The sequence below is a fragment of the Desulfovibrio sp. 3_1_syn3 genome, assembly GCF_000145315.2.
GTDB classification, from domain to species: Bacteria; Desulfobacterota; Desulfovibrionia; order Desulfovibrionales; family Desulfovibrionaceae; genus Desulfovibrio; species Desulfovibrio fairfieldensis.
Window position 1 is genome coordinate 1737886 of record NZ_ADDR02000001.1, and the last position, 20308, is coordinate 1758193.

The window sequence follows — 20308 nt, forward strand, 5'->3', positions numbered from 1 at the left end:
AATATCGCGTCATGGTTGGGCGGTATTTGCATAAAAGTGCAATAGATACGTCACCTGTGGGCGGAGATTGGTTTATTGCCCCCTGAATCTGCTAGCTGTGCCGTTGGATATACGCTCTGAATTTTTACGGGAAAGTAGAGCGCACTTACCAGTTTCCTATGGAAACTGAGTGCGCTCTGCGAGGCTTCGAGCGTGGCGGATGGGTCTGCCTCTGATCTTTGCGGAAAGCAGAAGTATAGCTCACTATGCTTTACTTCGTAAAACGTGGGCAAGCTTCCAGCTTGACCGGGAGAGTCAAGAAGAGGGAACACTGCCCATTCACAGTCTTCTGAAAAGGACGCATCCAAGACAGCCGGAAGACCGAAAGAAGACTGCCATAGAACTGAGGCGTCACGCTCCTTGCAGCGGCACACTTCTTAGTGGTGTGCCTCGCAAGGTTCGCGCCGCCTCGCTGGCAGCGGTATATATTATTGCAGTTGCTTATTCTCAATTATGTGTATTAGAAAGCAGAAAAAAGCTACTGCCTGCTGCAAGAGGTCAGAGTATACCTCTTTGAGTGGCATTTGGTGGTAGCTAAGGTCTTTTATTGTTTTCCTGTACTCCTGGCTTTTCCTATGTGCAGCGCTTTTTGAGCGTAACTTTTGAAGTTTTCTTAGGAAATCAATTTGTTCCGCGCCTTCTATTTTTTTCAAAGTAAAGACTGCTTCTAATTTGTTGATACCACCAACGATATCCGAACTTGATGGCAGTAACTGCGATATTTGTTTTTCATTCAAAGAGTCTATCAGTATTTTGGTTAGGCTGAGCAACTGCTCATCGAATTCTTTCTGCTCATTCGTTAAAGAAGTCCGTACGCAGTCAATATGGTAAGAATCGTCTTGGTTCAGCGGTAGCAGGATTTGCCAACTTAAATGCTCCTCGCATACCTTTCTTAACTTGGCATAGCGGTCTTGAAACAAGTGCTCAATGTTCGTTGAATCTGTTGGTTGAGCAAGTAGTTGTCGCTTGAAAAAAATATTGCTTATCTTATTAGCGCCTGGGCTTATGTTATATGCTCTCCAAAACATTTGCTCATCGTATGGAAGATCACGTCCTAGGTCGCCAAGCCACGCAATAACCTTGTCATCAAAATGATTATCAATTTGTAAAGCCCAATCATTACCGCAGCATAGGAGTCCGTCTTCAACCTTGTACTTACTTGGGCGTTGATAGTATTTCTCAAGAACTTCTTTGTTGAAATGAACTGGAGTTAAGTAATTTGGAGCATCTGGGTTGGCTCCGAAAAAATCAGCTAAACAACCTGGATTCGAAGTATAAATGACTTCTTGTCTCTCTGGGGTTGTGCCAATAATAAAGTCGACATATCTTTTGGGGCGCTCAGGTGCAGCACCTACAAAACCACTTTCTGTAAATGGCAACGGCGCTATTAACCTCTTGCCTAACAAGCGGCTAAAGGCTCTATCTTCATCTGCTGCGCCACCATAATCGGCAAAGCCAATGATCCAGCTGGCTAGTGTTTCCACATGCTCTCTATCGCATCCGACAAGATTTAAATCTTCAAGGGGATGTAAAGAATGTTCACGAAAATCGAATTGGATAGAGAGGTATTTTCTTTTTATTGCCAAAAATTGCTGTATTTCTTTTAATCGAACTTTTACCTCATTTTCTTTGATAGTGGCTATAATTTCCTCGTGATTATCGAATAATTTCAAATAGGTATTGGAATCAATATCATGGTATAAATTGTGTAGTAGTCGAAATTCTTCGCAAAGCTCAAAGCAGCCTTTTTTGTTTCTGAAATTTCTAGTAAGCACAAACGGTTCAAAGCCATCGTTATTACCATATCGATAATATCTTGGTTTTTCCTGCTTCCCTTCATGGTAAACAATAATGCCGGGCTTGCCTCGCCCCTCCAAAAAGTCCCACCCTTGATCTGATAGAACTTGTTTTGCTTTTTTTAAAGGAATGATTGCTGGAAATATCGTGTAGTCACAGTTTTTGCCCTTGTTTGAAAGGTAAACTGAAATCAATTCCTCGGTGGAAAATTTTTTAGTCAGTACTGCGAGATTACTATTTTGCAATAATCGTTTTCGGTCAATTTCAATACTCATGAACTATCCCTATGCTGCAACCAGAATACATGGATAAGCAAGCGTTGCTTAACTATTTCGCAATTTTTCCAAATAATCCGCCCAATCCTGCATCATCTTCCGGCGTTCTGGCAAGTACTCGGCGCGGTTGTAAATACCGCGTATCTTGTTACGCGGATTGTGGGCAAGCTGCTTTTCGATGGCATCGGCTGGATAGCCTTGCTCGTTGAGGATGGTACTTGCCATTGAGCGGAAGCCGTGAGCGCACATTTCATCTTTTTCAAAGCCCATGCGCCGCAGGGCGGCGATAAAGGTCGCGTCACTGATTGGCCGTTCCTTTGCCCGCAGCCCCGGAAACATCAAGCGACCACGTCCGGTGAGTTCGCGCAGTTCTTCCAGAACGGCGCAAGCTTGAGCGCTCAATGGCACTAAATGGTCAAGGCGCATTTTCATTCGTTTTGCCGGGATGCGCCAGAGCTTTTCATCAAGGTCTATTTCCGACCATTCGCCCAAGCGCACTTCCCCAGGGCGAAGAAAGGTCAACGCCAGAAGCTGTAAGCCGCACTTGGTGACAAAGTGGCCTGTATAGCCGTCTATGGCCCGCAACAGGCCGCCTACTTCCTCCGGTTCGGTAATAGCGGCCCGTGAGGTAGTAACGTGGCTTTTGAGCGCTCCACGCAGATCGGCGGCGGTGTCGCGCTCGGCTCTGCCGGTGGCAATGGCGTACCGGAAGACCAGAGAACAGGATTCACGCAAGCGGTTGGCTTGGTAAAAGGCTCCACGCGCTTCGATTTTCCGCAGTACGCTTAAAAGTTCCGGCGGGGTAATTTCATTGATGGGGCGATTGCCGAGATAGGGAAAGATGTTGCTGGCGATGCGCTCAAGCATGTCTCCCGCATAGCGCTCCGTCCAAGCGGATTTTTTGTTCTCGTGCCATTCCCGCGCTATGGCCTCAAAGGTGTTTTCCCAAGCGCGGGCAATCACCTTTTTCTGCACGGACGGGTCGATACCCCCGCCAAGCTGTTTTTTGGCGGCAGCACAGGCTTCTCGCGCTTCTTTGAGGGAAAGTTGGGGGTATGTGCCGAGAGTAAGAAGTTTTTCACGGCCTTGAAATCGGTATTTCAAGCGCCAGCTTTTGGTGCCGCTTGGAGCGACATAAAGAAAGAGGCCGTTGCCGTCAAAGAGCTTTTGGGGCTTGTCTGCGGGCTTTGCGCCACGTACTGCCGTATCTGTGAGGGGCATGGGGGTATAGACTCCTGGCAAGGGGCTATATACCCCCAGAAGTGCCCCCAAAGGAGTAGGCTGTCTATGGATTTTTTGAGCCGAGTCCAGACAATCTATTTTCGCTTTTCTCTTGCCAGGAAAGGATTTTTAGACCGTGCCGGACTCGGCTGTTTTGAAATCTGGAGCGGGAAACGGGATTTGAACCCGCAACCTTCAGCTTGGGAAGCTGACACTCTACCGTTGAGTTATTCCCGCAGAAAGGGCGGTGGAGCGGGAGACGGGATTTGAACCCGCGACTTCAACCTTGGCAAGGTTGCACTCTACCACTGAGTTACTCCCGCATATATGAAACGGCGAGGCGTGAAAATACTCTGGAGGCGGCATCCAGATTTGAACTGGAGATGGAGGTTTTGCAGACCTCTGCCTTACCACTTGGCTATGCCGCCGATAAAAAAAATTGGAGCGGGAGACGGGATTTGAACCCGCGACTTCAACCTTGGCAAGGTTGCACTCTACCACTGAGTTACTCCCGCTCAGCGAAAAAATCTTTTACGCGTTCCTTTCCCGGCTGTCAAGCGCCGGGCTGAAACTTTTTTCCCAATCGCTCTTTTGTGCCGGAAAAACGCCGGAATACGGACTGTTGAAATCATCCCCGGCCCGCATCCCGGCGCGGCGTTCAATCCTTGAGGCGGTTGTCCACAATGCGCTGGGCCTTGCCTTCGGAGCGCTGGATGGAATGCGGCTCCATCAGGCGCACCTTGGCCGTGACGCCCAGAAATTCCTTGATATTCTTCTGCAAACGGCCTTCCAGCATCTGGAGCTTGCGGATTTCGTCGGCAAAGAGCGAATCGCTCACTTCCACGCGCACTTCCAGTGTGTCCAGATTATTGGAGCGGTCCACAATGATCTGGTAGTTGGGCGTGAGGCCCTCGCTCTCCATGAGAATGCCTTCGATCTGCTGTGGGAAGACGTTGACCCCGCGGATGATCAGCATGTCGTCGCTGCGGCCGCGCAGGCGCGAAATGCGCACATGGGTGCGCCCGCAACGACAGGGCGTGTAATCCAGGCTGGTCAGGTCGCGGGTGCGGTAACGCAGCAGGGGGATGCCTTCCTTGGTCAGGGTGGTCAGCACCAGTTCGCCCACTTCGCCGGGCGGCAGTTGTTCTCCGCTGATCGGGTCGATGATTTCGGGCAGGATATGGTCCTCCCAGAGGTGCATGCCGCATTTGGCGTCCACGCACTCCATGGCCACGCCCGGTCCCATGATCTCGGAAAGGCCGTAGATGTTCAGGGCGTCGATGCCCATTTTCTGTTCCATGTCCCGGCGCATGGCTTCGGTCCAAGGTTCGGCCCCGAACACGCCGATGCGCAGCGGCAGGTCGCGGAAGTCGATGCCCGCCTCCTGTCCGGCCTCCCAGAGGTGCAGGGCGTAGGAGGGCGTGCAGCAGAGCACCGTGGCCGCGAAGTCGCGCAGCAGAAAGGCCTGCCGCCGCGTGGCACCGCCCGAGGCGGGCACCACCGTGGCTCCCAGGTATTCCGCGCCGCCGTGCGCGCCCAGGCCGCCGGTGAACAGGCCGTAGCCGTAGGCCACGTGCACGATGTCCGTGCGGTTCACCCCGGCCGCCGAAAGGCTGCGCGCGGCCAGTTCCGCCCAGTTTTCCAGGTCGCGGGCCGTGTAGCCCACCACCACCGCCTTGCCCGTGGTGCCGCTGGAAGCGTGCAGGCGCACGATGTTTTCTCTGGGCACGGCGAACAGGCCGTAGGGATAGTGATTGCGCATATCCTGCTTTTCGGTGAAGGGCAGGAGCCGCAGGTCCGCCAGGGTTTTGATGTCCGCGGGGGTGATCCCGATCTCGTCGAAACGTTTGCGGTAAAAGGGCACATTGGCGTACACGCGGTTGCAGAGATCGCGCAGGCGGCGCAATTGCAGCGCTTCCAGTTCCTCGCGGGGCAGGGTTTCCTGTTTGATATTGAAGAGCACGGGCCACTCCTTATTATATGGCGGAACTAGAGCAGATTAACTTTGAAATTTTGCAAATTTCAAAGTCGGCATTCTGACGAAAAACGTGGTTATCGCTGCTGTCGATCTTCGTATGGCTCCGTTGTCGCCAACGGGGACAGCCCTTCGGCCGCTTCGTCAGAATCCGCGCCGCATCGTGTGCGGCGCTAGAGCAATTTCAAAGTTGAAATGCCCTGGGACAGAAAAACAGGGAAACGCGCGCGGCGCGCGGCGTCACTCCGGTATGCCGCAATGTGGGGGCCGGGTCAACCGGCCCGACGCACGGCTTTGCCTTCCGGCGGCTATCCATTGGAACTCCGCGGTGCCGCCGCCTTGGCCACCACGCCATTGCTCTCAGTCCGGCTTTGGGATATGTGCTTGACATGGAACAGATTCCTTCTACCGAAAATACCGAGGCCCAGGCCGCGCGCCCGGGCCGCAAGCGTTATGCGGACGTTCCCCTGGCCGAAAAGCTGGCTGTCATCACGGCCTGGCTTGAAGAACACAAGGCGGAACGCATCGTCAGTCTCAATCTCACCGAGCAGGGGGGCTTTGCCGACGCCCTGCTGGTGCTCACCGCAGGGTCCATGCGCCATGCCCAGAGCCTGGCCGACGGGGTGGCCGCTCTCTGCCACGAACGCAATTACGAATATCTGCGCGTCGAGGGCTATGAGGCCGGACAGTGGATCCTTGTGGATCTGAACGACATCGTCATCAACATTTTTCTGGAGCCCGTGCGGGAGCTGTACCGTCTGGAGGCCCTCTGGGGCCAGTCTCCGGCCCGCGCCTCCGACCATGCGGCTTCGGCGGCCGGACCCGGGGGGGAGGCCTCGGCATGACTCCCACCTTGCTGCTGATTCTTGACGGCTGGGGCCTGGCCGCGCCCACTCCCGGCAATGCGCCGTATCTCGCGCCCACTCCCAATCTGGACAACCTCAACGCCCGTTGCCCGCATGCGCAACTGACGGCCTCGGGCCGGGCCGTGGGCCTGCCTGAAGGCTACATGGGCAATTCCGAGGTGGGCCACCTGAACATCGGGGCCGGGCGCGTGGTCTACCAGGACATGACGCGTATCGATGTGGCCCTGGAGGACGGCTCCTTTGCCGCCAACCCGGTGCTCAATGGGCTGCTGGAAACGCTCAAAAAGAGCGGCGGCAGGCTGCATCTGGCGGGCCTGCTCTCGGACGGCGGCGTGCATAGCCATATCCGGCATCTGGAAGCCATCTGCGATATGGCCGCCCGTGCGGGCGTGCCCGTGCGGGTGCATTGCATCATGGACGGCCGCGACACGGACCCCAAAAGCGGCGTGGGCTTTGCGCGCGCGCTGGAGGAGCATCTCAAGGACCAGCCTCTGGCGCGCATTGCCGGTCTGGTGGGGCGTTTCTACGCCATGGACCGCGACAAGCGCTGGGACCGGGTCAAGGCCGCCTGGGATCTGCTGGTCCACGGGCAGAGCGCGGAGGGCCGCGTGGCCCCGGACGCGGTGAAGGCCCTTGAGGTTTCCTATGCCGAGGGCATCACCGACGAGTTCGTCAAGCCCGTGCGCTGCGCAAGCGCTCCCCTCCCGGATGGGGCCGAGGAGCCCGTGGGCATGGCCGACGGGGACGCGCTCTTTTTCTTCAATTTCCGGGCCGACCGCATGCGGGAGTTGACCCAGGCCTTTATCGAGCCGGATTTCAAGGGCTTTGAGCGCGGCACGCTGCCCAAACTGGCGGGCATCGGGTCCATGACCTCCTATGAGGCGCATTTCGGCATTCCCGTGGCCTTTCCCAAGGAAGCCGTGACCATGGGGCTGGGCGAGGTGGTTTCGCGGGCCGGTCTGCGCCAGCTCCGCCTGGCGGAAACGGAAAAATACGCCCATGTGACCTACTTCTTCAACGGGGGCGTGGAAGAACCCTTCCGCGGCGAGGACCGCATTCTGGTGCCGTCGCCGCGCGACGTGCCCACCTATGACCTCAAACCGGCCATGAGCGCCCGCCAGGTCACCGACAAGTTTGTGGAAGCCTGGGACAAGGGCATTTACGACCTGGTGGTCTGCAATCTGGCCAACGGCGACATGGTGGGCCATACCGGCGTGCTCAAGGCGGCGGTGGAGGCCTGTGCCGTGGTGGACGAATGCGTGGGGCGCATGCTCAAAGCCGTGGAGGCGCGCGGCGGCCGCATGCTGATCATCGCGGACCACGGCAATTGCGAGGTCATGCTGACCCCCGAGGGGCAACCGCACACGGCGCACACTACCAATCCCGTGCCCTGCATTCTGCTGGAGCCGGGCGGCGCCGTCACAGCTCTGGCCGACGGCAAGCTGGCCGATGTGGCCCCGACCCTGCTCGGGCTCTGGGGCATGGAGCCCTCAGCGCCCATGACCGGCCGGAATCTGGCCGCCAAAGAGGTGCGGCATGGCTGACAAGAAAAACCGTCCCCTGACGCCCGTGCCGCCGGACGGCATGGAAATCCTCTTCTTCTACCAGTGCCCGCAATGCGGCAAGCATATCCCTCTGGTCAGCCCCACGGAACCTCGGATGATCTCCTGCGATGCTTGCGGCCTTGCCTTCCCCATCATCCCGGTGGACGAGCACGGCCTGCATTATGTGCGGATCATGCTGGCCGGTGGCAAGGCGGCGGCGGACCCGGACTTTTTATAGCTTTATATATGTTGCCGTGCCGGCAGCCGGTCCTTCGGGGCCGGTTTTTTCTTTGTCTTGGGGCGAAGCCGCGAGGCGGTAAAAATTTTTTTACAAAAAGCCTTGCCTTCCTACCCGAAAGCCGATAAACAGTATGTCAACCTGTATGGGACAGGACAACTTTTTTAACTTTTTGAGGGCTCAAACGAGAGGAAGGAAAAAACATGAAACGTATCTGTACGCTTCTGTTGGCGGCTGGCATGCTGCTGGGCGTGGCGACGGGCGCCAGCGCCATTGATTTCAAGGCCAAGGGCCAGTGGCTGATGGGCTTCGCCGGCGGCGAAAATCAGCTGATCAACAAGACCCGTACCGGCAACGGCCCCAAAGAAAAACTGAACAGCAACGACAAGTTCGCCGCGCAGCAGCGCGTGCGCTTGCAGTTGGACGCCGTGGCTTCCGAATCTCTGTCGGGCACGGTTTTCTTTGAAATCGGCAACCAGGTTTGGGGTTCCAATAGAGCCGGCGTGGGCGGCGGCGCTCTGGGCGCTGACGGCGCCAACACCATTAAGCTCAAGCGCGCCTACATCGACTGGATGGTGCCGCAGACCGACCTGAAGTTCCGCATGGGCATCCAGGGCGTGACCCTGCCCAACAAGGCCGGTGGTTCCGCCATCATGGACACCGACGCGGCCGGTATCACCGCCTCCTACCAGTTCAACGAGAATGTCGGCCTCACCGCCCTGTGGGCGCGTCCCGCCAATGACAACTACCTCGGTTATAAGAGGGGCGACAACGAGCACTACAATCAGAACTTCCTGGACAACATGGATCTGTTCGCCCTGATGGTGCCCGTGAAGCTGGACGGCTTTGAAATCACCCCGTGGGCCATGTACGGCGCTGCCGGCAAGAACACCCTCACGGATCTTGGTTCCACGGCTGACGGCAATCTGCCCTTTACCACGCGTCCCTATTTCGGCACCCCCAATAACGAATGGCCCATCGGCAAAACCAGCAAGGCTTATGGCTCCATGTTCTGGGCCGGTCTGCCCTTCGCCATCACCGCCTGGGATCCGCTGAACATCGAAGTGGACATCAATTACGGCTATGTGGAAGCCATGGGCCGTTATGATGCCTACAAGAACCATAACACCGTCTATAAGCGCGGCAGCACCGAGCGTCAGGGCTGGTTGGCCAAAGCCCTGGTGGAATACAAGATGGATTGGGGCGTTCCCGGCATCTTCGGCTGGTACGGTTCCGGCGATGACGGCAACGTGAAGAACGGTTCCGAGCGCATGCCTTCCATCGTGCCCATGGGCAACTTCACCTCCTTCATGGGCGACGGCAACTACGGCTGGATGTGGGTTGACAACTCTCTGGAATACGCCGGCACTTGGGGCTTGGGCCTGCAGGTCCGTGATATGAGCTTCCTGGAAGACCTCAAGCACACCTTCCGCGTGGCCTACTGGGGCGGCACCAACTCCACCTCCATGGCCAAGTACATGAACAACGCCTATTCCTGGAATGAAGGCTGGGGCAGCAATGCTTCCCCGTACCTGACCACCAACGACGGCCTGCTGGAATTCAACCTGGTCAACTCCTACCAGATGTACGAAAACTTCGACGTGAACCTGGAGCTGGGCTATATTGCCAACTTCATGGACAACGACACCTGGAAGAAGGCCAACAACTCCAGCTCGTTCCAGAAGCAGGACGCCTGGAAGGCCCAGCTGATCTTCGCATACAGCTTCTAAGCCCGATTTGCGCGGGATTTATCCCGTAGGATGATTATAAAAGGGGGAGCCTCGGCTCCCCCTTTTCGCGTCTGTTTTCCGGCTTGCCTGCTTGTAGCGCGGGGAGTAGGCTGCGAAAAATGGGCGACGGACGTGACCAGGGGCATTCCATTTTCCTCCCGTAGTCAGAGTAATTTTGTATGTAGAGAGGTCACCTTAGAGCAATTTCAAAATCAAATTGCTCTAACGCTGCACACGGTGCCAACTTTGAAATTTGTAAAATTCCAAAGTGAAATTGCTCTAAGCCCGCGTTTCAATAACTTTCGGAATGGGGTCAGTTCCTTTTTCAAAGATAGTCAGTGAATGGCATTGCGTGGCGCGGAGGGAGATCGCCCGAATCTGCAAAAGCAGGTGAGGGAAGCTCCCGCAGCAAACGCCGCGCAGCCCTCGGAAGCTGGAAGCATTGGAAAGCTCCACAGGGGTGTTCCGGGGGGTTGCAAGGGGGCGGAGGAGGGGGCGGCAGCCCCATAGCCCGCCCCCTGCCCGCGCCGGAGGCGGCCAAAACGGAAATGAAGCGAGAAGCGTAATGCCCGGTGGGCGGAATAAAACAACGGGCGGCGAACGGCATGCCCCGCCGGGGAGAATCGCCATCAAGGAGAAGGGAGCATGGAAGAGCTCACAAAACTGGTTCAGAATATCAACAGCGTGCTGTGGGGCGTATATTGCCTGATCCCCTTACTGGTGGGCACGGGCATTTATTATACGTTTCGCCTGAAGTTCGTGCAGATCCGCAAATTCGGCAAAGTAGTCCGCTATACCTTCGGCGACCTGACGCTCTTCGGCAAAAAGGCCGGCAAGGACGGCATGACTTCCTTCCAGTCCCTGGCAACGGCCATTGCCGCCCAGGTGGGCACGGGCAACCTGGCGGGCGCGGCAACGGCCATTGCCATGGGCGGTCCCGGCGCCATTTTCTGGATGTGGATAGCCGCCTTTTTCGGCATGGCCACTATCTTCGCCGAGGCCGTGCTGGCCCAGCTGTACAAGACCCGCGATTCCGAAGGACATGTCACCGGCGGCCCGGCCTACTATATTTCCAAGGGCCTGGGCTGCAAATGGCTGGCCGCTTTCTTTTCCGTGGCCATCATCATTGCCTTGGGCTTCATCGGCAACATGGTCCAGGCCAATTCCATTGCCGACGCCTTCCATTCCGCGTTCAGCATTCCCACCTGGATCATCGGTGTGGTTCTGGCCCTGCTGGCCGGTTTCGTCTTTTTCGGCGGCATGCGCCGTATCGCGGCCACCACGGAAAAGATCGTGCCGCTCATGGCCGTGCTTTATCTGGCCGGCGGCCTCTGGGTGCTGCTGACCCACCTGGACATGCTGCTGCCCGCTTTCAAGATGATTTTTGTGGGCGCGTTCGACCCCTCGGCGGCCACAGGCGGCCTGATCGGCGCGGGCGTCAAGGAAGCCATGCGCTATGGCGTGGCCCGCGGCCTCTTTTCCAATGAAGCGGGCATGGGCTCCACGCCGCACGCCCACGCCGTGGCCAAGGTCAAGTACCCGGCCCAGCAGGGCTTTGTGGCCATTATGGGCGTGTTTGTGGATACCTTTGTGGTTCTGAACATGACCGCCTTCGTCATCTTCGTCACCGGGGCCATTGACGGCAGCACCACGGGCATCGCCCTGACCCAGAAGGCCTTTGAGACCGGCCTGGGCTCCACGGGCTACGGCTTCGGCTTTGTGGCGGTCTGCCTTTTCTTTTTCGCTTTTTCCACCATTATCGGCTGGTATTTCTTCGCGGAGCAGAATATCAAGTATCTTTTCGGAGTCGGCGCCGTGCCGGTCTTCCGGGTGCTGGTCATGGGTTTTCTGGTGCTGGGCTCCTTCCTCCAGGTCAACCTTGTCTGGGAGCTGGCCGACATGTTCAACGGCCTGATGGCTCTGCCCAACCTGGTAGCCCTGATCGGTCTGGCCAAGCTGGTGTCCAGGGCCTTGGACGACTATGATGAGCATGGCGCCAACGCGCCGCTATGATGCATCTCTTGTAGCCATGAACGAGGCCCCCGCATGCTCGCCAAGCATGCGGGGGCCTCGTGTTTTGGGAGGGAAGGAAAGCTCCTGGAGCATGTTCCGTTCGAAATGCTGTGCATTCCAAACCTTGTCCTAGAGCAGATTACCTTTGAAACGTGTAGCGTTTCAAAGGGTTCATTTGGGCAAAAATCGCATTTTTGCCCAAATCCACGCCGCTTCGCGGCGCGCCTCACCGTGTTCGGCGTTAGAGCATTTCAAAGTTAAAATGCTCTAGCGTCGGCGTTGCAGATGGTCCCGCAGCAACACGGCCAGCAGATTCATGCCCAGCACCAGCAGGATCAGCACCAGACCCGTGCCGTATTGCAGGGGGCGGGTTTTTTCGATCTCCGTGCCCGCAGTGGCCAGCACATACATATGGTAGGGCAGGGCCATGACCGCGCTGAAAATCGAGTCCGGGGTCTTGGGCGTATAGAATACGGCGGCGGTGAACATGATGGCCGCGGTTTCACCGGCGGCTCGGGCCACGCCCAGAATGGCTCCGGTGAGCATGCCGGGCAGGGCGCAGGGCAGCACCACGCGGGCGATGGTCTGGGATTTGGTGGCTCCCAGGGCCAGAGAGGCCTCGCGGTAGGTGTCCGGCACGGAGCGCAGGGCTTCCTCGGCCGTGCCGATGATCACCGGCAAGGTCAGCACGGCCAGGGTCAGCACCCCGGAAAGGATGCTCACCCCGAAACCGCAGAAGGTCACGAAAAAGGACAGGCCGAACAGGCCGAAGACCACCGAGGGCACCCCGGCCAGATTGTTCACGCCCAGGCGCACATAACGGGCGAAGGCGTTGCGCTTGGCATATTCGTGCAGATACACGGCCGAGGCCACGCCCATGGGAAAGGCCAGCAAAAGCGCACCCAGGGACAGGATGGCCGTGCCCAGAATACAGGGCCAGATGCCGCCCTCGGTCATCATTTTGCGCGGCGGTTCGGTGAGGAATTCCCAGGACAGGGCGGGTAAGCCGTGCCAGAGCAGAAAGGCGCACACGCCGACCAGAGCCAGCACGTTGACGGCGGCGATGCACCGCAGCAGCCAGAACATGGCGGCCTGGCGGCAGAGGCGGGAGCGGCTGGAGGAAATGCCGGGGGACAGAGCTGACATGGGAGGTGCTCCTCTGATTTTTCAAAGTTGAAATACGAGGCGGCGTGGATTCAGCCGAAGCGGCCGAATGAACCTTTGGAGCGCAAAGAGTTTCAAAGGTAATTTTCTCTAGGGCCTGTTAACACTATTTCAGAGCTATAACAATTAACGCAAAGACGACAAAGGCCAGGAACATGACATCGAGCTTATCGAACCGAGTAAAAACACGGCGGAAGCCTTTGAGCCTCCTGAAAAGCCGTTCTACCTCATTACGTCTTTTGTATAGCTCTTTGTCATACTCCCACGGTTTCAGTCGGTTGGGATTGGGCGGCACCACCGGAGTGAAGCCCAACTCACGTCCCAAGCGAGTCGTTTCATTACCCTCATATGCGCCATCCATAAGCAAGCTGCACGGCGCTGGCATCGGCCCCAACTGGACAAGCAGCCTGCGCCCCTCGGGGGCATCGCCGGCGTTGCCGGGAGTGAGGCTGAAATTCAACGCGCATTCAGCATTCGCGGCAACCATATGAAGCTTGGTCGTCCAGCCGCCTCTGGACTTTCCGATGGACTGCGGACCTGTTTTTTTAAGGCCCCTGTTCCATCGGGATGAACTTTAACAATAGTACTGTCGAGAGAAACTGCTTCTATTTTAAGGCGGAGTATCTGCTCTTGTTGAAGGCGTTCAAATATACGGTCAAGAACTCCGTTCTTGCTCCAGCGGTTCATGCGCGTGTAGATGCTGTGCCAACAGCCAAAATTTTTCGGCAGTCCACGCCATTTACACCCATGCTCCGCAACGTACAGAATCGCATTCAACACCTGGAGATTGTCAAAATGGACATTACCTCTTTGGCGCGGGAAGCAGTCAGCGATTCTCTCATATTGTTCACGAGTAATTTGCATAAGACATTCTTACGGAATACTCGCTCTTTGTCAAATAGTGTTAACAGGCCCTAGAGCAATTTCACTTTGAAATTGCTCTGCTGACGCGAAGGCGGCAGCCGCCACGAAGTGGCGTGGATTCTGGCGAAAACCACGTTTTTCGCCAGAATGCCAACTTTGAAATTTGTAAAATTTCAAAGTTAATCTGTTCTAGAGACCGGACGAACCGGCCTGACGGTGTTTTTCGGCAATGTGCCCGGCCGCCAGATTAAAGGCCAGGGTCAGGAAAAAGAGCACGATGCCGATGGCGAACAGGGCGTGGTAGTGATCGCTGCGGAAGGGCGCTTCGGCCATTTCGGCCGCGATGGAGGCGGGCATGGGCCGCACCGGGTCCAGCAGGGAGGTGGGGATCAGGCCCGCGCCCCCGGCCACCATCAGCACCACCATGGTTTCGCCGATGGCCCGTGACATGCCCAGCATCACCGCCGTACCGATGCCGGAAAGCGCGGCCGGAATGGCCACCCGCACGGTGGTCTGCCAGCGCGTGGCCCCCAGGGCCAGAGAGGCTTCGCGCAGATCGCGGGGCACGCTGTACAGGGCGTCCTCGGAGACCGAACAGATGGTGGGCACGCTCATCAGGGCCAGGACCAGGGAAGCGTTGAGCAGGTTCAGGCCCGTGGCCGCGCCGAGCCAGTCCTGGATGACGGGGGCCAGTACCACCATGCCCAGAAAGCCCAGTACCACCGAGGGCAGGGCGGCCAGCAGCTCCACAAAGGGCTTGATGATCCGGCGCACGCCCGGATGGGCGATCTCCGTCAGGTACACGGCGGTCAGCACGCCCAGGGGCACGGCAAGCAGGGAGGAAAACAGGGTCACCGCCAGCGAGGCCATGAGCAGAGGAAAGATGCCGAACAGCCCGGGATCTTCCGTGGGATACCAGAGCCGCCCGAAAAGGAAGTCGAAAACCGAATAATGGGCGAACAGCGGCAGGCCTTCCATAAACAGAAAAAGCACAATGCCCGCCAGCGCCAGCAGGGAACTTCCGGCCACGCCGGTAAGACTGTATTGGACGATTTTTTCCTTGAGATCGGCTCTGCGCATGGCTTTCTCCCCCAATGGCGGGTTCTTTAAGGAAAGAACCCGCCATTGGACTGGTGGTTTAAACACGGCGGGGATTTTGTTTACCGGCAAGGCAGGCAAGTGGCCCGGCTTGGTCACGTAGGCGGCTACGCTCCGCGCGCCGGGCCATGCCGCCTAACGCCGCCGGTGGGCAAAAGCGCGGCGTGTTTAATGGGCCAGGGGCACATACCCCACTTCCCGCACACTCTTCTGCCCCTTGCCCGGATCCAGCAGGTAGTCCACCAGGGCCTTGACCTCGCCGGTGGGCTGGCCGTCAGTGAAGATATACAGTTCACGCGCCACGGGCCATTGCTTGGAAAGCGCGGTCTGGGCGCTGGCCTGCACATTGTTGACCTTGAGCCCCTTGGTGGACTTGTCCAGATAGCCCAGGCCGATGTAGCCGACGGCGTTCTTGTTGTTGGATACGGCCTGCACCACAGCGCCGTTGGAGGCCTGCATCAGGGCCGCCGGGGTCACGCGTTCCTTGTTCATGACCAGTTCTTCCCAGCATTCAAAAGTGCCGGAGGAGGTGTCGCGGGAAATGATCACGATCCTGGCGTCAGCGCCGCCCAATTCCTTCCAGTTGGTGACCTTGCCGGTGTAGATGTCCCTGAGCTGCTGGGTGGTCAGGCCGCTGACCGTGTTGGACGGATGGACCACGGGCACGATGGCGTCCACAGCGATGGCCGTGCGCACGGGCGTGACGCCGTTCTTGTCGGCGGCGGCTTTTTCCTTGCCCTTGATGTCGCGCGAGCTCATGGCCACATCGCACTGCCTGTCGATGAGCGCCTTGATGCCGTTGCCCGAACCGCCGCCGGAGATGCTCAACTGCACGCCTGGGTGGGAGGCCATGAAGGCCTCGCCGGCCTTCTGCATCACGGGCAGCACCGTGGTGGAACCGTTGATGACGATTTCCCGGGCCGCCAGGGCCGGGGTGCTGAGGCTCAGAACCGTCAGGGCCGTGACCAGCATTTTGCCGATAGTCATTCCGTACTCTCCTTAGGGTTTGCGAAGGTGCCGCGCGGGGAAGCTCCCCGCGCGTTTTCCTTTTGACCGGCCTCTGTTACAGAATGATGACAGGAAGGCGAAGACTGCGTGAATCCGGGCCGGACGCCTGTCGAAGCCTTGTCCGGCGCGGAAATCGGGCGTTGAGGCGCTTGTCACGCGATTGTAACAATGTCACCACCTGTTTGGCGCAATGGCATTGTTAACTGGCTCCGCAGCACAGAGGAAAAGATATATGAGCGCACAACATATCCTGGTAGTGGAAGATGAAAGCGACATCCGCGAACTGCTGCGCTTCAATCTGGAGCGCGAGGGCTTCAGCGTGCTGGAGGCCGAGGACGGCCAGAAGGGGCTGGAGCTGGCCCGGCGGCATCTGCCGTGCCTGATTATTCTGGATGTGATGCTGCCCGCCCTGGACGGCTTTGAGGTCAGCCGCCGGTTGGGCGGCCAGGCCGAGACCTCGGCCATTCCGGTGCTGATGCTCACGGCGCGCGGCGAGGAAATGGACCGCGTGGTGGGCCTGAGCCTGGGAGCGGACGATTACGTGGTCAAGCCTTTCAGCGTGCGCGAGCTCATGTTGCGCATCAAGGCCATTTTGCGCCGGGGCGGCCGTGTGGCGGAAAGCGCCCTGCTGGAGCGCCACGGCATCCGGCTGCGGCCCGACGCGCACACGGCGAGCGCCGGAGAGCGGGAGCTGGTCCTCACGGCCACGGAGTTCCGCCTGCTGGAAGATCTGCTACGTCACGCGGGCACGGTACGCACGCGCGAGCAATTGCTGAACAATGTCTGGGGCTATTCCTTTGAAGGTTACGCCCGCACAGTGGACACCCATGTGCGCCGCCTGCGCTCCAAGCTGGGCGAGGCGGCGGCCGCGCTGGAGACCGTGCGCGGCGTGGGCTACCGGATCAGGGAATAGCGCCTCTGCTCAGCGTTGGTTCAGGAAGAGTGCCAAAGACAACCATTGGCGGGGTAAGTTCATGTTTTCCTTTCGTACCCGGATTTTTTGCAGCGTGCTGGCAGTGGCGCTGCTCTCCATCGGCATTGCCGTGTTTTACGGCAAAAGCTGGCTGGAACACAGCCAGTTGCAGGCCGCCCGCGAACGCCTGTTGTACGAAACCCGCCTGGCGGGTGTGATTCTGGACAAGCTGGGGCCCGATCCTGACGCTCTGCCGGAACTGGCCCGCATTCTGAACCTGCCGGACGAGCGCCTTTCCCTGCTGGACGGCAAGGGCAACGTGCTGGCCGACACAGCCGTGGGAGCCCAGCCCGTGGACCGGCTGGACAATCACGCGGACAGGCCGGAAGTGCGCGAGGCCCTTTCCGGAGGGGACGGCGCGGATGGAGAGGGCGGCGGCCAGGGTTTCGCCATCCGGCCCAGCGGCACTCTGGATCTGCCCTTGGCCTATGCCGTGACCCGCCTGGACGACGGCCGCCTGTTGCGGCTGGCCGTGCCCCTGGAAAATCTGAAGCGCCAGATTGAAAGCCGCCTCACGGTATTCAGCCAGATCGGCCTGATCACCGTGGCCCTTTCCCTGCTGCTGGCCATGCTGCTGTCCGGCGCGTTGCGCCGTTCCCTCAGCCAGATGGTCGGCGTGGTGGAGGCCATTTCCCTGGGCAATTTTCAGCGCCGCCTGCGGCGCATTCCGGGCAGTGAATTCGCGCCCCTGGCCGACGCGGTCAACCGCATGGCCGAAAATATCGAGGAACATGTGCGTGCCGCCGCAGACCAGACCGCCCAGTTGGAAAGCATTCTGGACACCATGAGCGACGGCGTGCTGGTATTGGGGCCGCACGGGCATATCCGCCGCTGCAACCGCGCTCTTGCCGGGGAGTTTCCGGCAGCGGCCACGGCCCAAGGCGCGCAGGTGGTGGAGATTATCCCCTCGCCGGAATTGCAGAAAGCCGTGGACGAGGTGCTGGCCGCGCCCGCGCCGTCATCCGCATCTCAAAGCGCATCCCATGACGCGTCCCGTTCGGATTCCGGCAGCGAGCCGGGCGACGAAAACGGCCGGGTGCAGCGCCACCTGCACCTCACCCTGCCGTCCGGCCAAGTCATGTCGGTCTGCCTGTCGCGGCCCGCCGGGCCGGACAGCCACCTGGGAGCCGTGGCCGTGTTCCACGACATTACGGAGCTGGTGCGCCTGGAGCGCGTGCGCCGCGACTTTGTGGCCAACGTCTCGCACGAATTGCGCACCCCGCTCACGGCCATCCAGGGCTATGCGGAAACCCTCATCAGCCTGGACACCTCGCCGGAGTGCCGCCGTTTCGGCGAGATCATTCTCAAGAACGGCGCCTATCTCACGCGCATGGTCGGCGACCTGCTGGCTCTGGCCCGCCTGGAAGGCAAGACGGGCAGCCTGGAGCTGGCCCCCACGGACCCGCGTGAGGCCCTGGCCCAGGCCAAAGGCATGTGCCGCGAGGTTCTGGAGCGCCGCAACCTGCATCTGAATGTGGATATGCCGGAACAGTGCCGGGTCATGGCAAGCCTGCCGCATCTGGCCCAGGTCTTTCGCAACCTGCTGGAAAACGCCTGCCGCTACGCGCCGGAAGGCGGCAACATCCGCGTTACAGCGCATCCGGTCGGCAATGAGGTGGTTTTCCGGGTGGTGGACGACGGGCCCGGCATCCCGGCGGCGGACCTGGATCGCATTTTCGAGCGTTTCTACCAGGTGGAACGGCACCGGGGCCAGGCCTCCACCGGGCTGGGCCTGGCAATCTGCAAGCATATCGTGGAGCGGCACGGCGGCCGTATCCGGGCGGAAAGCCCGGCTCAGGACGGCAGCACGGCCCTTGTGTTCACCCTTGGTTCTGTTGAGAGCGAACATCGCTCTGGCGAAAATCCTGACGGAGCGGCAAAGGCATGAAGGAAAATCTGCTGGCCCGGAATATCAATGTCTATTACGGCTCAAACAAGGCTCTGCACGACGTGAGCCTGGACTTCGCTCCGGGCAGGGTTACGGCCCTGATCGGGCCGTCCGGCTGCGGCAAATCCACCTTTTTGCGCTGCCTGAACCGGATGAACGATCTGGTGCCCGGCGCGCGCGTGGAAGGCGAGATCCTGCTGGACGGCGAGGATGTGAACCGGCCCGGAACGGACGTGGTTTCGCTGCGCCGCCGGGTGGGCATGGTCTTTCAGAAGCCCAACCCCTTTCCCAAGAGTATTTTTGAAAACGTGGCCTATGGGCTGCGCGTCAACGGCCTGTCCGACGAAACGCTGATCGCCGAGAAGGTGGAAATTTCCTTGCGCCGGGCCGCTATTTTTGATGAGGTCAAAGACAGGTTGCAGTCATCGGCGCTGGGCCTTTCCGGCGGACAGCAGCAGCGCCTGTGCATCGCCCGCACCCTGGCCGTGGAGCCGGAAGTGCTGCTCATGGACGAACCGGCCAGTGCCCTGGACCCCATAGCCACCCAGAAGATTGAGGAGAGCATCCGCGAGCTCAAGGCTTCGTTGACCATCATCATCGTCACCCACAACATGCAGCAGGCCGCGCGCGTGTCGGACTGGACGGGCTTTTTTTACATGGGCCGCCTTATTGAGCACGACGCCACGGACGTTATTTTCACCCGGCCCGGCAAGAAGCAGACTGAGGACTATATTACCGGCCGCTTCGGCTAGAGCCGCCGCTCTGTTCCTTTGGCAGAGAACGAACACCCTTTTCAGGAACAGCTCTTGGAGCGGCGACGAATAAGGGCGACTAACTCGTGTATGGGAAAGAATTTTATTCAGGAGAAAGCCTGATGAACCAGCAGGAAAATTATTTGCAGCAGATGCTCGTGACCTTGCGCACGCGCCTTCTGGTCATGTGCGCCAGCGTGGGCATTGCCCTGGAAGAGGCCGACAAGGCTCTGGCCGCCAACGATCCCGGCCGCGCGGCAGCGGTCATTGAAAGCGACGCGGCCATCGACGAGCTGGAAAACGACATCGACGACATGGCCCTGCGCCTGCTGGCCCGCACCCAACCCGTGGCCGGGGATCTGCGTTTTGTGGTCAGCGCCCTGCGCATGGTGGTGGATCTGGAGCGCATCGGCGACGAGGCCGTGAGCATGGCCGAACAGGCCATTCTGATGCAGGACATGCCCGGTTACGGCGTCATCCCCCATGTGCGGGTCATGTTCGACAAAGCCCGCCAGGCCTTTGAGCAGGCCGTGGTCATCTTCCGCGAGAACGACGTCGAGGCCGCCCTGGACATGAGCCGGGGCGAGGATGAGGCGGTGCAGTGCGAGGTGCGGATCATCCAGGGCATTATGGAGCGCCTTTCCGGCCACGGGACGGATCTTGAGCCCCACCTGGCCATGCACATCATTCTGGTCACCCGTTCGTTGACCCGGATCTGGCGGCGCTCCATCAACATTGCCGAGCACGTCTATTTCATCAATCAGGGCCTGACCCTCAAGCATCACGGCGAACTGGCGGACGAGCCCGAGGATATGCAGCGGGTTCGGGAGGATCGGGGCGGGGAAGAATAGAGCGTTTGATAT

The 20308-nt window shown here is 58.9% G+C and carries 16 protein-coding genes and 4 tRNA genes; 9 read left to right on the forward strand and 11 right to left on the reverse strand.

What is annotated here, in order from left to right:
- Positions 1-467: 467 nt before the first annotated feature.
- From HMPREF0326_RS07335 to HMPREF0326_RS07365, 7 genes are all read right to left on the reverse strand, one after another.
- Positions 468-2111 (reverse strand): hypothetical protein, encoded by a 1644-nt coding sequence (locus tag HMPREF0326_RS07335; RefSeq protein WP_008685468.1) that lies wholly within the window; start codon positions 2109-2111, stop codon positions 468-470.
- 48 nt (positions 2112-2159) lie between these two features.
- The gene (locus HMPREF0326_RS07340; protein WP_020990387.1) at positions 2160-3332 is read right to left on the reverse strand and encodes a tyrosine-type recombinase/integrase; all 1173 of its coding nucleotides are present in this window, start codon (positions 3330-3332) and stop codon (positions 2160-2162) included.
- A gap of 162 nt (positions 3333-3494) precedes the next feature.
- Positions 3495-3569 (reverse strand) — tRNA-Gly (locus tag HMPREF0326_RS07345).
- Between the two features lie 11 nt (positions 3570-3580).
- Positions 3581-3655, reverse strand: a tRNA-Gly gene (locus HMPREF0326_RS07350).
- 31 nt (positions 3656-3686) lie between these two features.
- Positions 3687-3760: transfer RNA gene (locus HMPREF0326_RS07355), tRNA-Cys, on the reverse strand.
- A 12-nt stretch (positions 3761-3772) separates the two neighbouring features.
- Positions 3773-3847 (reverse strand) — tRNA-Gly (locus tag HMPREF0326_RS07360).
- Between the two features lie 143 nt (positions 3848-3990).
- Positions 3991-5295 carry a phenylacetate--CoA ligase family protein gene (locus tag HMPREF0326_RS07365; RefSeq protein ID WP_008685470.1) on the reverse strand — a complete coding sequence of 435 codons (1305 nt, stop codon included), beginning with the start codon at positions 5293-5295 and terminating at the stop codon, positions 3991-3993.
- A gap of 401 nt (positions 5296-5696) precedes the next feature.
- On the opposite strand from HMPREF0326_RS07365, the gene rsfS reads away from it, so the two are divergent.
- The 5 genes from rsfS (at position 5697) to HMPREF0326_RS07390 (ending at position 11698) form a co-directional block, all read left to right on the forward strand.
- On the forward strand, positions 5697-6152 hold the full coding sequence (gene rsfS, locus HMPREF0326_RS07370) for a ribosome silencing factor (protein WP_008685471.1): 456 nt from the start codon (positions 5697-5699) through the stop codon (positions 6150-6152).
- Entirely contained in the window at positions 6149-7717 is a 1569-nt protein-coding gene (gene gpmI, locus HMPREF0326_RS07375; RefSeq protein WP_008685472.1) for a 2,3-bisphosphoglycerate-independent phosphoglycerate mutase, read from the forward strand. The genes rsfS and gpmI overlap by 4 nt, the downstream gene beginning before the upstream one ends.
- Entirely contained in the window at positions 7710-7955 is a 246-nt protein-coding gene (locus HMPREF0326_RS07380) for a hypothetical protein (RefSeq protein ID WP_008685473.1), read from the forward strand. The genes gpmI and HMPREF0326_RS07380 overlap by 8 nt, the downstream gene beginning before the upstream one ends.
- Positions 7956-8158: 203 nt before the next feature.
- Positions 8159-9685, forward strand: a complete 1527-nt coding sequence (locus tag HMPREF0326_RS07385) for an outer membrane homotrimeric porin (RefSeq protein WP_008685474.1) — start codon at positions 8159-8161, stop codon at positions 9683-9685.
- Between the two features lie 645 nt (positions 9686-10330).
- Positions 10331-11698 (forward strand): alanine/glycine:cation symporter family protein, encoded by a 1368-nt coding sequence (locus HMPREF0326_RS07390; protein WP_008685476.1) that lies wholly within the window; start codon positions 10331-10333, stop codon positions 11696-11698.
- A gap of 267 nt (positions 11699-11965) precedes the next feature.
- On the opposite strand, the gene pstA is transcribed toward HMPREF0326_RS07390, so the two are convergent.
- The 4 genes from pstA to HMPREF0326_RS07410 all read right to left on the reverse strand — a co-directional run bounded on the left by pstA (position 11966) and on the right by HMPREF0326_RS07410 (position 15811).
- Positions 11966-12844 (reverse strand): phosphate ABC transporter permease PstA, encoded by an 879-nt coding sequence (gene pstA / locus HMPREF0326_RS07395; RefSeq protein WP_008685477.1) that lies wholly within the window; start codon positions 12842-12844, stop codon positions 11966-11968.
- A 124-nt stretch (positions 12845-12968) separates the two neighbouring features.
- Positions 12969-13726 (reverse strand): IS5 family transposase gene (locus tag HMPREF0326_RS16740; RefSeq protein ID WP_147568319.1). Its coding sequence is split into 2 segments (ribosomal slippage): positions 12969-13402 and positions 13402-13726, totalling 759 coding nucleotides; the frame shifts between segments, so codons are not numbered across the junction.
- 189 nt (positions 13727-13915) lie between these two features.
- Positions 13916-14806 carry a phosphate ABC transporter permease subunit PstC gene (gene pstC, locus HMPREF0326_RS07405; protein ID WP_008685481.1) on the reverse strand — a complete coding sequence of 297 codons (891 nt, stop codon included), beginning with the start codon at positions 14804-14806 and terminating at the stop codon, positions 13916-13918.
- 186 nt (positions 14807-14992) lie between these two features.
- Positions 14993-15811, reverse strand: a complete 819-nt coding sequence (locus HMPREF0326_RS07410; protein WP_008685482.1) for a phosphate ABC transporter substrate-binding protein — start codon at positions 15809-15811, stop codon at positions 14993-14995.
- A 253-nt stretch (positions 15812-16064) separates the two neighbouring features.
- On the opposite strand from HMPREF0326_RS07410, the gene HMPREF0326_RS07415 reads away from it, so the two are divergent.
- The 4 genes from HMPREF0326_RS07415 to phoU all read left to right on the forward strand — a co-directional run bounded on the left by HMPREF0326_RS07415 (position 16065) and on the right by phoU (position 20296).
- Complete coding sequence (locus tag HMPREF0326_RS07415; RefSeq protein ID WP_008685484.1) at positions 16065-16745, forward strand: response regulator; 681 nt, start codon at positions 16065-16067, stop codon at positions 16743-16745.
- A gap of 61 nt (positions 16746-16806) precedes the next feature.
- The gene (locus HMPREF0326_RS07420; RefSeq protein ID WP_020990388.1) at positions 16807-18693 is read left to right on the forward strand and encodes a HAMP domain-containing histidine kinase; all 1887 of its coding nucleotides are present in this window, start codon (positions 16807-16809) and stop codon (positions 18691-18693) included.
- Positions 18690-19445, forward strand: a complete 756-nt coding sequence (gene pstB, locus HMPREF0326_RS07425) for a phosphate ABC transporter ATP-binding protein PstB (protein ID WP_008685487.1) — start codon at positions 18690-18692, stop codon at positions 19443-19445. The genes HMPREF0326_RS07420 and pstB overlap by 4 nt, the downstream gene beginning before the upstream one ends.
- Before the next feature lie 122 nt (positions 19446-19567).
- Complete coding sequence (phoU, locus tag HMPREF0326_RS07430) at positions 19568-20296, forward strand: phosphate signaling complex protein PhoU (protein WP_020990389.1); 729 nt, start codon at positions 19568-19570, stop codon at positions 20294-20296.
- Positions 20297-20308 lie beyond the last annotated feature (12 nt).